At 64.4% G+C, this 12,542-nt stretch carries 11 protein-coding genes; all 11 read right to left on the minus strand.

Annotated features, from left to right (window positions below):
* Positions 1 to 12: 12 nt before the first annotated feature.
* Positions 13 to 1,521 (minus strand): NADH-quinone oxidoreductase subunit M, encoded by a 1,509-nt coding sequence (locus A7X97_RS00235; RefSeq protein WP_005410452.1) that lies wholly within the window; start codon positions 1,519 to 1,521, stop codon positions 13 to 15.
* A 23-nt stretch (positions 1,522 to 1,544) separates the two neighbouring features.
* Entirely contained in the window at positions 1,545 to 3,713 is a 2,169-nt protein-coding gene (gene nuoL, locus A7X97_RS00240; protein WP_111007442.1) for an NADH-quinone oxidoreductase subunit L, read from the minus strand.
* Positions 3,714 to 3,720: 7 nt separating this feature from the next.
* A complete protein-coding gene (gene nuoK, locus A7X97_RS00245; protein WP_005417921.1) occupies positions 3,721 to 4,026 on the minus strand; it encodes an NADH-quinone oxidoreductase subunit NuoK in 306 nt (101 codons plus the stop codon).
* Complete coding sequence (locus A7X97_RS00250; RefSeq protein ID WP_005417923.1) at positions 4,023 to 4,679, minus strand: NADH-quinone oxidoreductase subunit J; 657 nt, start codon at positions 4,677 to 4,679, stop codon at positions 4,023 to 4,025. The genes nuoK and A7X97_RS00250 overlap by 4 nt, the downstream gene beginning before the upstream one ends.
* Before the next feature lie 9 nt (positions 4,680 to 4,688).
* On the minus strand, positions 4,689 to 5,177 hold the full coding sequence (nuoI, locus tag A7X97_RS00255; RefSeq protein ID WP_005417924.1) for an NADH-quinone oxidoreductase subunit NuoI: 489 nt from the start codon (positions 5,175 to 5,177) through the stop codon (positions 4,689 to 4,691).
* A 3-nt stretch (positions 5,178 to 5,180) separates the two neighbouring features.
* On the minus strand, positions 5,181 to 6,275 hold the full coding sequence (gene nuoH, locus A7X97_RS00260) for an NADH-quinone oxidoreductase subunit NuoH (RefSeq protein ID WP_072168488.1): 1,095 nt from the start codon (positions 6,273 to 6,275) through the stop codon (positions 5,181 to 5,183).
* Positions 6,272 to 8,506 carry an NADH-quinone oxidoreductase subunit NuoG gene (gene nuoG, locus A7X97_RS00265; protein ID WP_111007443.1) on the minus strand — a complete coding sequence of 745 codons (2,235 nt, stop codon included), beginning with the start codon at positions 8,504 to 8,506 and terminating at the stop codon, positions 6,272 to 6,274. Before nuoG ends, nuoH begins: the two co-directional genes overlap by 4 nt.
* Positions 8,503 to 9,843, minus strand: a complete 1,341-nt coding sequence (nuoF, locus tag A7X97_RS00270; RefSeq protein ID WP_072168489.1) for an NADH-quinone oxidoreductase subunit NuoF — start codon at positions 9,841 to 9,843, stop codon at positions 8,503 to 8,505. The genes nuoG and nuoF overlap by 4 nt, the downstream gene beginning before the upstream one ends.
* 4 nt (positions 9,844 to 9,847) lie before the next feature.
* Positions 9,848 to 10,375 (minus strand): NADH-quinone oxidoreductase subunit NuoE, encoded by a 528-nt coding sequence (gene nuoE / locus A7X97_RS00275; protein ID WP_005410460.1) that lies wholly within the window; start codon positions 10,373 to 10,375, stop codon positions 9,848 to 9,850.
* A 97-nt stretch (positions 10,376 to 10,472) separates the two neighbouring features.
* Entirely contained in the window at positions 10,473 to 11,780 is a 1,308-nt protein-coding gene (locus A7X97_RS00280) for an NADH-quinone oxidoreductase subunit D (protein WP_005417935.1), read from the minus strand.
* Positions 11,777 to 12,526 (minus strand): NADH-quinone oxidoreductase subunit C, encoded by a 750-nt coding sequence (locus A7X97_RS00285; protein ID WP_010486428.1) that lies wholly within the window; start codon positions 12,524 to 12,526, stop codon positions 11,777 to 11,779. The genes A7X97_RS00280 and A7X97_RS00285 overlap by 4 nt, the downstream gene beginning before the upstream one ends.
* Positions 12,527 to 12,542 lie beyond the last annotated feature (16 nt).

Consider the following 12,542-nt stretch of genomic DNA (forward strand, 5'->3'; position numbering starts at 1 on the left):
CAAATCCTGGAATTACAGCAGCTTGCTGGATGCGATCTGCATCGCCAGCTTCGCGATCGAGGGCTCCATCAGGTCGGTCAGCGGCTTGGGATAGATGCCCAGGGCCAGCACGCCGATGGCGAACACGCCCAGCACCAGCCATTCGCGGCCGTTGATGTCCTTCAGTTCGGCAACATGGCTGTTGGCCACTTCACCGAAGAAGATGCGCTTGTACAGCCACAGGGTGTAGGCGGCGCCGATGATCAGGGTGGTGGCCGCGCCCAGCGCGATCCACGGATTACGCTGGAAGGCCGAGAGGATGACCATGAACTCGCCGACGAAACCGCTGGTACCGGGCAGGCCCGCGTTGGCCATGAAGAACAGCATGGCGAAGGTGGCGAACCACGGCATCACGTTGACCACGCCGCCGTAATCGGCGATGCGGCGGCTGTGCATGCGGTCGTACAGCACGCCGACGCAGGAGAACATCGCGCCGGACACGAAGCCGTGCGAGATCATCTGCACCATGGCGCCCTGCAGGCCCAGGCGGGCGGCATCGGCGTTGCCGGCTTCACGCACCAGCCACAGGGCAATAAAGGTGCCCAGGGTGACGAAGCCCATGTGCGCGATCGACGAATAGGCGATCAGCTTCTTCATGTCGTCCTGCACCAGGGCGACCAGGCCAACGTAGATCACCGCGATCAACGACAGCGCGATCACCAGCCAGGCCCATTCCTGCGAAGCGTCCGGGACGATCGGCAGGTTGAAGCGCAGGAAGCCATAGCCACCGATCTTCAGGGCGATGGCGGCCAGGATCACCGAACCGGCGGTCGGCGCTTCCACGTGGGCGTCCGGCAGCCAGGTATGGACCGGGAACATCGGCACCTTGACCGCGAAGGCGATCAGGAACGCGAAGAAGATCCAGGTCTGTTCCTTGGCCGACAGCGGCAGTGCATACAGGTCGGCCAGCTGGAAGCTGCCGCCCTTCATGTACAGGTAGATCAACGCCACCAGCATCAGCACCGAGCCGAGGAAGGTGTACAGGAAGAACTTCAGCGCAGCGTAGATGCGGCGCGGGCCGCCCCAGACACCGATGATCAGGAACATCGGGATCAGCATCGCCTCGAAGAACACGTAGAACAGCATCGCGTCCGTCGCCGCGAAGATACCGACCGTGACGCCTTCCAGGATCAGGAAGGCCGCCACGTACTGGTTCACGCGCTTGTCGATGGCGCTCCAGGCGCCGATCAGGGCAAGCACGCTGACCAGGGTAGTCAGCAGGATCAGCGCCACGGCAATGCCGTCCACGCCCAGGTTGTAGCCGATCTTGTACGCCGGGATCCACGCATGGGTCTCGACGAACTGCAGACCGTCGATGCCCGCGTTGTAGCCGCTCAGCAGCGAGAGGCTCGCCACGAAAGTCAGCACCGCTACGCCCAGCGACGCCCAGCGGGCGGTCTGCGCATCACGGATCGCGAGGATCAGGGCGCCACCGATGATCGGCAGCCAGATGAGGACACTGAGTAGAGGCCAGTTCGACACGTCTTCTTATTCCGTACAGGTCATCAACGCAGGTAATGCATCAGCACGCCCAGCAGGGCAATCAGGCCGATGATCATCGCGAAGGCGTAGTGATAGAGGAAACCGGATTGGGTACGACGCAGCACGCCGGCTGCGACGTCCACAACACGTGCCGAGAGATTGACCACGCCGTCGACGATGTTGCTGTCGATCCAGCGCGAGACCTTGCCCAGCTTGACGCTGCCACCGGCAAAGCCATCGATCCACAGCTTGTCGAAGCCGTACTTGTTTTCCAGCACCGACACCAGCGGAGCGAAGGCCTTGCGCGCCTTGCCCGACAGGTCCGGCTTCCACAGGTAGAACAGTACGGCCAGCAGGAAGCCCGCGACGGTCAGCATGAACGCCGGAGCCATCATGCCGTGCAGCGCGAAGGCGATCGGGCCGTGGAACTCCTCACCCAGGAAGCCGATGGTGTTCTTGGCCGGATCGTAGAAGTCGACGATGCCGGTGAAGAACGTATGCGCCTGGCCCTTGATGGCATCGTGGACATGGTGGCCGGCCCAGTCGGTGCCGTACAGCATCGGACCGATGCTGAAGAAACCGATGGCGATCGACGGGATGGCCAGCAGGATCAGCGGCAGGGTCACCACCCACGGGGTTTCGTGCGGCTCATGCGGACCACCGTGGCCATGGCCGTGGTCATCGTGATGCGCATCGCCGTGGTGGGCGTCGGCGGCGTGGTGATCGTCATGGCCGTGACCATGATCGTCATGATGCACGTCGCGGAAACGCTCCTTGCCGTGGAAGGTCAGGAACAGCAGGCGGAAGCTGTAGAAGCTGGTGACGATCACGCCACCCAGCACTGCCCAGTAGCCGTAGGTGGCCACCCAGTTGTTGGACAGGTGCGCGTGCAGCTCGGCGGCCTCGATGATGGTGTCCTTCGAGTAGAAGCCGGAGAAGAACGGCGTACCCACCAGTGCCAGCGTACCGATCCACATGGTGATGAAGGTGATCGGCATGTACTTGCGCAGGCCACCCATCTTGCGCATGTCCTGCTCGTGGTGCATGGCAATGATGACCGAGCCGGCACCCAGGAACAGCAGCGCCTTGAAGAAGGCGTGGGTCATCAGGTGGAACACGGCTGCCGAGTAGGCCGACACGCCCAGTGCAACCGTCATGTAGCCCAGCTGCGACAGCGTGGAGTACGCGACGACGCGCTTGATGTCGTTCTGCACGATGCCGATCAGGCCAGTGAAGAAGGCGGTGGTGGCACCGATGAACAGCACGAAATTCAGCGCGGTCTGCGACAGCTCGAACAGCGGCGACATGCGGGTGACCATGAAGATGCCGGCGGTCACCATCGTCGCGGCGTGGATCAGTGCCGAGATCGGGGTCGGGCCTTCCATCGAGTCGGGCAGCCACACGTGCAGCGGGACCTGGGCCGACTTGCCCATGGCACCGATGAACAGGCAGATACAGATGACGGTGGCGATCGACCAGATCACCGGCTCGTTCAGCAGCTGCATGCCCAGGAGGGTGCCGTCCCAGATCTGCAGCTGGGCGCGCGGGTCGGCCAGCATGCCGGCCTGCGAGAACACCTGCGAGTAGTCCAGGGTGCCGAACACCCACAGCACGCCGGCGATGCCGAGCAGGAAGCCGAAGTCACCGACGCGGTTGACCAGGAACGCCTTCATGTTGGCGAAGATCGCGGTCGGGCGCTTGAACCAGAAGCCGATCAGCAGGTACGACACCAGGCCCACCGCTTCCCAGCCAAAGAACAGCTGCAGGAAGTTGTTGCTCATCACCAGGGTGAGCATCGAGAACGTGAACAGCGAGATGTAGCTGAAGAACCGCTGGTAGCCCGGATCGTCCTGCATGTAGCCGATCGTGTAGATGTGGACCAGCAGCGACACGAAGGTCACCACCACCATCATCATCGCGGTCAGCTTGTCGACCATGAAGCCGACGTGGGCCGAGTACTGGCCGACTTCGAAGAACGTGTAGATGTTCTGGTTGAACGGCTGCGCGCCGCCCCACATCAACTGGTAGAACGTGTACATCGACAGGCCGCAGGCCACCGCGACGCCGAGGATGGTGATGGTCTGCGCGCCGAAGCGCTTGACCTGGCGACCGAACAGGCCGGCGATGATGCTGCCGAACAGCGGTGCGAGCACCACTGCGATCAACAGACTCTTGGAGAGAGTGATTTCCATCTGTGGATCAGCCCTTCAACGAATCGACTTCGCCGACATTGATCGTGCGGCGGGTACGGAACAGGGTCACCAGGATCGCCAGGCCGATGGCGGCTTCCGCGGCGGCGACGGTCAGGATGAAGAACACGAACAGCTGGCCGGACGGATCGCCCAGCTGGCGCGAGAAGCCGACGAAGTTGATGTTCACCGACAGCAGCATCAGTTCGATCGACATCAGCAGGACGATGACGTTCTTCCGGTTGAGGAAGATGCCGGCCAGGCTGATGGCGAACAGCACCGCGCCAAGCGCAAGGATGTGGCCAAGGGTAATCACGGCTGGGTCTCCTCGCCGGTGGCCGGCTTGCTGTTGCTGTGCACGACCGGTGCTTCGGCACCCATCTTGACCATGCGCAGGCGCTGGCCGGCCTTGACCATGGTCTGCTCGCCCGGGTTCTGGCTCTTGACGCCGGTACGGCGGCGCAGGGTCAACATCACGGCGGCAACCACGGCCACGGTCAGGATGACGGCGGCGAACTCGAACGGCAGCAGGTACTCGGTGAACAGCGTGCGTGCCAGCCAGGTGATGTTGGAACTGTCGGCGGCGACCGCAGCGGCGTTGTCGGCCGGGAACGGCGTGACCGAGCGTGCCTTGACGCCGATCAGGATCAGCATCTGCGCCAGCATCGCCACCGCCACAATGAGGCCGACCGGCAGGTAGCGCACCCAGCCCTCACGCAGCTTGGTGGGGTCGATGTCCAGCATCATCACCACGAACAGGAACAGCACCATCACCGCGCCAACGTAGACCAGCACCAGCGCCACGCCGAGGAACTCGGCGCCCACCAGCAGCCACACGCAGGCAATGGAGAAGAAGGTCAGCACCAGGCAGAGCACGGCGTGAACCGGGTTGCGCACGCTGATCACCGCACCGGCCGAAACCGTTGCCGCGATGGCGAACACCCAGAAAGCGATATTTACCCAATCCATCTCTCGACCTCAGCGGTAAGCGGCATCGGCGGCACGACGCTCGGCGATCTCGGACTCGAGACGGTCGCCAAGGGCCAGCAGCTGCGGCTTGGTAACGATGTTTTCCCCACGGTTCTCGAAGTGGTACTCGAGGATGTGGGTTTCGACGATCGAGTCCACCGGGCAGCTTTCTTCGCAGAAGCCGCAGAAGATGCACTTGAACAGGTCGATGTCGTAGCGGGTGGTGCGGCGGGTGCCGTCCTCGCGCTTGGCCGAGTCGATGGTGATGGCCAGCGCCGGGCACACCGCTTCACACAGCTTGCAGGCAATGCAGCGCTCTTCGCCGTTGGGATAACGGCGCAGGGCGTGCAGGCCGCGGAAGCGCGGCGACTGCGGGAACTTCTCCATCGGGTACATCATCGTGTACTTCGGCTTGAAGCTGTACTTCAGCGTCAGCCAGAGGCCGGCCAGCAGTTCGAGCAGCAGCAGGCTCTTGAAGTAATGGGTAATCCTGTTCATCACTTAGACGCCCTTTTGAATCACGCCGAAGAACACCATGACGGCGGTAACCGCGATCCACAGAATGGCCAGCGGGATGAAGACCTTCCAGCCCAGGCGCATGATCTGGTCATAGCGGAAGCGCGGGAAGCTGGCACGGAACCAGATGTAGGCACTGGCGAAGAAGAACACCTTGACGAACAACCACGGTGCACCGCCCTTCCAGATCCAGTCGACCAGCGGCGAGACATTGCCGAAATCGACCCAGCCCTGGACCGGGCTCAGCCAGCCGCCGAGGAAGAAGATCGAGATCAGGAAGCTGATCAGGATCATGTTCGCGTATTCGGCCAGGAAGAACAGGGCGAACGCACCGCCGGAGTACTCGACCATGTGGCCGGCAACGATTTCCGATTCGCCTTCCACCACGTCGAACGGCGCGCGGTTGGTTTCAGCCACGCCCGACACCCAGTAGATGACGAACAGCGGGAACAGCGGCAGCAGGAACCAGTCGAAGAAGCCGGAACTGCCGGCCTGCGCAGCGACGATGTTGCTCAGGTTCAGGCTGCCGGCGGCGATCATCACACCGACCAGGGCGAAGCCCATGGCGATTTCGTAGCTGATCATCTGCGCCGAGGCGCGCATGGCACCCAGGAACGCGTACTTCGAGTTCGATGCCCAACCGGCCAGGATGATGCCGTAGATGCCCAGCGAGGTCATCGCCAGCAGGTACAGCAGGCCGGCGTTGGCATTGGACAGCACGATCTGCGAATCGAAGGGCACCACCGACCAGGCCGCGAAGGCCGGGGCCAGGGTGATCAGCGGGGCCAGAAGATAGATCGCCTTGTTGGCGCTGCTCGGCTGGACCACTTCCTTGAACAGCAGCTTGAAGACGTCGGCGAAGGCCTGGAAGATGCCCATGCCCACGTACATCGGGCCGTGGCGGACGTGCATCCAGCCGATCAGCTTGCGTTCCCAGACCACGTAGAAGGCCACCGAGATGATCACCGGCACGGCGATCACCAGGATCTTCAGGATGATCCAGATCAGCGCGCCGATGTCACCGAGGCCCAGCAGCCACTGGTGCAGCGGGTCGACCGCGTTCAACAGCAATTCGTTCATGCAGCCACCACCGATACGCGAGCGGCACCCAGCGGCGCGGTCGCGCCGTGGCCCGATTCAATCCAGACCGAACCCGCAGCGACGCGGGCGTCGACCACCACCGGCAGGGTGGCCTTGCCGGCGTCGGTGCCGACCTTGGCCATCTGCCCTTCCTGCAGCTGCAGGCGAGCGGCATCTTCTGCGTTCAGCACGATGCGCGGGGCGTTGTTGAGCGGATGCGACTGCAGTGCCGGCGCGCGACGGACCACCGCATCGGTGCGGTAGATCGCGGCGGTCGAAGCCACTTCCAGGCCTTCACCGGCAACTGCCGGCTGCGCCGAAGCAGCGACGGTGACCGACACCGGGGCCAGGCTGGCACGCAGGCCGGCCAGGTCGGTGAAGTCGAAACCGGCCAGGGCCATGTCGCCGCCCAGTGCGCGCAGCACGCGCCAGCCTTCGCGGGCCTCGCCCGGCAGCTTGCCGCCGGCACGGGCCGACTGCTCGCGACCATCGAGGTTGGTCAGGGTGGCATCGATTTCCGGCAGCGCACCGATCGGCAGGATCACGTCGGCAACGTCGCGGGTCGAGGCGCAGGCGAACTGGCTGAAGGCCACCACCTGCGCACCGGCCAGCGCCTTGCGGGCGGCCGGGGCGTCGGCGAAGTCCAGGCCCGGCTCAAGGCCGTACACCACGTAGGCCTGGCGCGGCTGCGCCAGCATCGCGGCGACGTCCTTGCCAGCCGGCAGCACGCCGGCGCGGGTCAGGCCAACGGCGTTGGCGCCCTGCGGGATGCGGCACAGCTTGGCACCGGTAGCGGCAGCGAAGTCACGCGCGGCAGCGCGGATCGCGGCAGCCTGCGGGTGGTTCTCGGCGATGCCACCAACGATCAGCACGGTGTTGTTGCCGCCCTGCACTGCCGAACGCAGCTCGGCGTTGGCCAGCGCGTCGACGAACTTCGACGGGGCAACGATCTGCTTGCCGGCGACACTGAAGGCGAAGTCGAAGTCCACCGGATTGACGACGTGGATCTTCGCGCCCTTGGTGGTCTGCGCCTTGCGCAGGCGAGCGTGCAGCAGCGGCAGTTCGTGGCGGATGTTGCTGCCCAGGACCACGATGCGGTCGGCGCCCTCGATCTCGGCCAGCGGCAGGCCGAACACTTCGGCGGTTGCGGCGTCGGAGAAATCGCGGTTGTTGATGCGGTGGTCGATGTTGCCCGAGCCCAGGCCCTTGGCCAGGCGGGCCAGCAGTGCGCCTTCCTCGTTCGAGGTCGACGGGTGCACCAGCAAGCCCAGGTTGTCGCCCTGGTTGGCCTTGAGGATTTCGGCGGCCGCGGCCAGGCCTTCGGCCCAGCTCACTTCCCTCCACTCGCCGTTGACCTTGCGCAGCGGCTTGACCGCACGGTCTTCGCTGTACAGGCCCTGGTGCGAGTAGCGGTCACGGTCGGACAGCCAGCACTCGTTCACGGCTTCGTTGTCGCGCGGCACGGTGCGCAGCACTTCGCCGCGACGCACGTGCAGGAACAGGTTCGAACCCATCGCGTCGTGATAGCCCAGCGACTCGCGCGCGGTCAGTTCCCACGGGCGGGCGCGGAACTGGAACACCTTGTTGGTCAGCGCGCCGACCGGGCAGACGTCGACGACGTTGCCGGACAGCTCGGTGGTCAGCGGCTTGCCGTCGAAGGTACCGATCTGCAGGTTCTCACCGCGGTACATGCCACCCAGTTCGTAGGTACCGGCAACGTCGGCGGTGAAGCGGACGCAGCGGGTGCACTGGATGCAGCGGGTCATCTCGGTGGCAACCAGCGGACCCATGTCCTCGTCAGGCACCACGCGCTTGCGCTCGTTGAAGCGGCTGACCGAACGGCCATAGCCCAGCGACACGTCCTGCAGCTCGCACTCGCCGCCCTGATCACAGATCGGGCAGTCCAGCGGGTGGTTGATGAGCAGGAACTCCATCACCGAGCGCTGGAACTTCAGCGCCTTTTCGCTGCGGGTGGCGACCTTCATGCCGTCCATCACCGGGGTGGCACAGGCCGGCGCCGGCTTCGGCGACTTCTCCACGTCCACCAGGCACATGCGGCAGTTGGCGGCGATCGGCAGCTTCTCGTGATAGCAGAAGCGCGGAATCGGAATGCCGGCCTTGTCGGCCGCCTGGATGATCATCGAGCCCTTGGGCACGACCAGCGACTTGCCATCGATCTCGATGGTGACGTGATCGGGTGGGACGCTCGGATTTACGGGTTGCGCGCTCATGCAGCGGCTGCCTCCACCTTCTTGCCGTCAACCATCGAATGACCGTTGACGATGTAGTACTCGAACTCGTCCCAGAACTGGCGCAGGAAGCCCTGGATGGGCCATGCAGCCGCTTCGCCGAACGCACAGATGGTGTGGCCTTCGATCTGCCCGGCCACTGCCTTCAGCTGGTGCAGGTCTTCCATCGTGGCCTTGCCGGCGACGATGCGCTCCAGCACGCGGTGCATCCAGCCGGTGCCTTCACGGCACGGGGTGCACTGGCCGCAGGATTCCTTGTGGAAGAACTGGCTGATGCGGCAGGCGAACTTGACGCAGCAGACGCTGTCGTCGAGCACGACGATCGCACCCGAGCCCAGGCCGGAGCCCAGCGCACGGATGGTGTCGTAGTCCATCGGCAGGCCCTTCAGCTCGGCCGCGGTCAGCACCGGCATCGACACGCCGCCCGGGATCGCGCCCTTGAGCTTGCGGCCCGGACGCAGGCCACCGGCCATTTCCAGCAGGTCGTCGAAGGTGGTGCCCAGCGGCACTTCGAAGTTGCCGCCGTTCTGCACGCAGCCGGACACCGAGAAGCACTTCGGGCCACCGTTGGCGGTCAGGCTCAGGCCCTTGAACCACTCCGGGCCGTTGCGGATGATCGCCGGCACTGAACCGTAGGTTTCGGTGTTGTTGATCGTCGACGGCTTGCCGTACAGGCCGAAGTTGGCCGGGAACGGCGGCTTGTAGCGCGGCTGGCCCTTCTTGCCTTCCAGCGATTCCATCAGCGCGGTTTCTTCGCCGCAGATGTACGCGCCGGCGCCCAGCGCGCCGTAGATGTCGATGTCCACGCCGCTGCCGAGGATGTTCTTGCCCAGCCAGCCGTTCGCATAGGCGTCGGCCAGGGCCTGCTCGAAGTGCTCGAACGGCTCGTGGTGGAATTCACCGCGCAGGTAGTTGTAGCCCACGGTCGAACCGGTGGCGTAGCAGGCGATCGCCATGCCTTCCACGACCGAATGCGGGTTGTAGCGCAGGATGTCGCGATCCTTGCAGGTGCCCGGCTCGGATTCGTCCGAGTTGCAGAGGATGTACTTCTGCATGTTGCCCTTGGGCATGAACGACCACTTCAGGCCGGTCGGGAAGCCGGCGCCACCGCGGCCGCGCAGGCCCGAGGCCTTGACCATCTCGATGACCTGCTCCGGCGTGATCTTCTCTTCGAGGATCTTGCGCAGGGCAGCGTAGCCACCGGTCTTCAGGTAGCTTTCGTACGACCACGGGGTGTCGTAATGCAGGGTGGTATAGACCACCTGGTGCGGCAGCGGCGCGGGGCCGACCGGACCCTTGGATTCGTGGTGATGTGCCATGCCCTTACTCCAGCCCGTCCAGCAGCTCGTCGACCTTTTCCAGGGTCAGACGCTCATGGTAGTGACCGTTGATGACCATCATCGGCGCGCCACCGCAGCCGGCCAGGCACTCTTCCTCGCGCTTGAGGTAGACGCGGCCGTCAGGGGTCGATTCACCGTGCTTGATGCCCAGCTTCTTCTCGCAATGGCGCACGATGTCCTCGGCGCCATTGAGCCAGCAGCTGATGTTGGTGCAGATGGCCACGTTGTTGCGGCCCACCTTCTCGGTCTCGAACATCGAGTAGAAGCTGGCGACCTCGTAGGCCCACACCGGTGGCAGGTCCAGGTACTTGGCCACGCCGGCGATCAGTTCGTCGGTCAGCCAGCCCTGGTTCTGCTCCTGGGCCGCATGCAGGCCCTGCAGCACGGCAGAGCGCTTGCGGTCCGGCGGGAACTTGGACAGCCAGTGATCGATGTGAGCGCGGGTCTTGTCGCTCAGCACCACCATCGGGTCGACGTCGCGCGCCGCCTCGAAATTACCTGTCGCCTTCATCGGCCGACCTCAGCGAAATGCATAACGTGAAATTCCAGAAACTGCGGCGCCGGCTTGCGCCGGCTGCCTGCAGCGGGCGTTGGCGTGGCGGACGGCATTACCGGTCAACCTCGCCGAACACCAGGTCGTAGGTGCCGATCATCGCCACCACGTCAGCCAGCATGTGGCCGCGCACGACCGAATCGATCGAGGACAGGTGGGCGAAGCCCGGCGCACGCAGGTGCACGCGGAACGGCTTGTTGGCGCCATCGGAGACCAGGTAGCAGCCGAATTCGCCCTTCGGGGCTTCCACCGCCGAGTAGGTCTCGCCGGCCGGCACGCAGTAGCCTTCGCTGAACAGCTTGAAGTGGTGGATCAGCGCTTCCATGTCGTCCTTCATGTCCTCGCGCCTGGGCGGAGCGACCTTGAAGTTCTTCACCATCACCGGGCCCGGGTTGGCCTTCAGCCACGCCACGCACTGCTTGATGATGCGGTTGGATTCGCGCATTTCGGCAACGCGGACCAGATAGCGGTCGTAGCAGTCGCCTTCCTTGCCCAGCGGGATGTCGAAATCGACGGCATCGTACTTGGCGTACGGACGCTTCTTGCGCAGGTCCCAGGCAATGCCCGAACCGCGCAGCATCACGCCGGTCATGCCCCACTGGTGGGCCAGTTCGGGAGTGACCACGCCGATGCCGACGGTACGCTGCTTCCAGATGCGGTTGTCGGTCAGCAGGGTTTCGTATTCGTCGATGCGCTTGGGGAACTCGACGGTGAAGTTCTCCAGGAAGTCCAGCAGCGAACCCTCGCGCGAAGCATTGAGCTGCTTCAGCGCCTTGCCCTTGTGCCAGCGCGATTCCTTGTACTTCGGCATGTGGTCCGGCAGGTCGCGGTAGACACCGCCCGGACGGTAGTACGCCGCGTGCATGCGCGCGCCGGAAACCGCTTCGTAGCAGTCCATCAGCTCTTCGCGTTCGCGGAAGGCGTACAGCATCACCGCCATCGCGCCCAGGTCGAGCGCGTTGGAGCCCAGCCACATCAGGTGGTTGAGGATGCGGGTGATTTCATCGTACATGGTGCGGATGTACTGGGCACGCTCCGGCGCCTCGATGCCCATCAGGGTCTCGATCGCGCGTACGTAGGCGTGCTCGTTGCACATCATCGACACGTAGTCCAGTCGATCCATGTAGCCGATCGACTGGTTGAACGGCTTGGACTCGGCCAGCTTTTCGGTACCACGGTGCAGCAGACCCACGTGCGGGTCGGCGCGCATGATGGTTTCACCGTCCATTTCCAGGATCAGGCGCAGCACACCGTGAGCGGCCGGATGCTGCGGGCCGAAGTTCATGGTGTAGTTGCGGATTTCCTGCCGGCTCTCGGCGGCGTTGCTGGCGAATGCTTCGCCGGCCTGGTGTACGTGGCTCACTTCACTGCCTCCTGCGCGCGCTCACCTTCTGCGGTCTGCAGACGGGCGTCGTCGCGGATCACGCGCGGCACGCCGACACGCGGCTCCACCGAGGTGACCGGTTCGTAGATCACGCGCTTCTTCTCTTCGTCGTAGCGGACTTCGACATTGCCGATCAGCGGGAAGTCCTTGCGGAACGGATGGCCGACGAAACCGTAGTCGGTCAGGATCCGGCGCAGGTCCGGGTGGCCTTCGAAGATCACGCCGTACAGGTCGAACGCCTCGCGCTCGAACCAGTTCAGGCCCGGCCAGATACTGGTCAGCGAGGACACCACCGGCAGCGCTTCGTCAGGAGCGAAGCAGCGCAGGTGCATCATCAGGTTGTGCTGGTAGGAACGCAGCTGCGCGACCACGGCGAAGCGCTGGGTCGGCATGTGCTGCGGGCGGGCACCGTCGGCACCGTTTTCCTCGGTGGGGAACTCGCCCCACGCGAAGCGGCCCTGGGCCTTGCCTTCGACGCCTCGGCTGAAGCCCTGCGAGGACACATCGGCGGTGTCCCATTCGTCGGAGCCATAACCGAGGTAGTCGACGCCGCACAGATCCACGGCCTGCTCGAAACCAAACTCGTCACGCAGCGCCAGGGCGGTGGCGTGCCACTCGGCGGCAGGCACTTCCAGCGTCACTTCGCCGCGGGGTTCGACCACGATGACCTTCGCACCAGCGAAACGTGCGGAGAGTCGGTCGATGAAGGATGCTTGCTCTGCCATGGGGGCTTGGCGCGCT

The sequence above is a fragment of the Stenotrophomonas sepilia genome, from assembly GCF_003244875.1.
In the GTDB taxonomy this organism is placed as follows: Bacteria; Pseudomonadota; Gammaproteobacteria; order Xanthomonadales; family Xanthomonadaceae; genus Stenotrophomonas; species Stenotrophomonas sepilia.

What these genes read in the sequence shown, in the direction of transcription:
- A7X97_RS00250 (WP_005417923.1), bottom strand. Translation starts at nt 4,679, where the DNA reads ATGGATTGGGTAAATATCGCTTTCTGGGTGTTCGCCATCGCGGCAACG.
- nuoE (WP_005410460.1), bottom strand. Translation starts at nt 10,375, where the DNA reads ATGAAGGCGACAGGTAATTTCGAGGCGGCGCGCGACGTCGACCCGATG.
- nuoF (WP_072168489.1), bottom strand. Translation starts at nt 9,843, where the DNA reads ATGGCACATCACCACGAATCCAAGGGTCCGGTCGGCCCCGCGCCGCTG.
- nuoH (WP_072168488.1), bottom strand. Translation starts at nt 6,275, where the DNA reads ATGAACGAATTGCTGTTGAACGCGGTCGACCCGCTGCACCAGTGGCTG.
- nuoG (WP_111007443.1), bottom strand. Translation starts at nt 8,506, where the DNA reads ATGAGCGCGCAACCCGTAAATCCGAGCGTCCCACCCGATCACGTCACC.
- nuoI (WP_005417924.1), bottom strand. Translation starts at nt 5,177, where the DNA reads ATGAACAGGATTACCCATTACTTCAAGAGCCTGCTGCTGCTCGAACTG.
- A7X97_RS00285 (WP_010486428.1), bottom strand. Translation starts at nt 12,526, where the DNA reads ATGGCAGAGCAAGCATCCTTCATCGACCGACTCTCCGCACGTTTCGCT.
- nuoL (WP_111007442.1), bottom strand. Translation starts at nt 3,713, where the DNA reads ATGGAAATCACTCTCTCCAAGAGTCTGTTGATCGCAGTGGTGCTCGCA.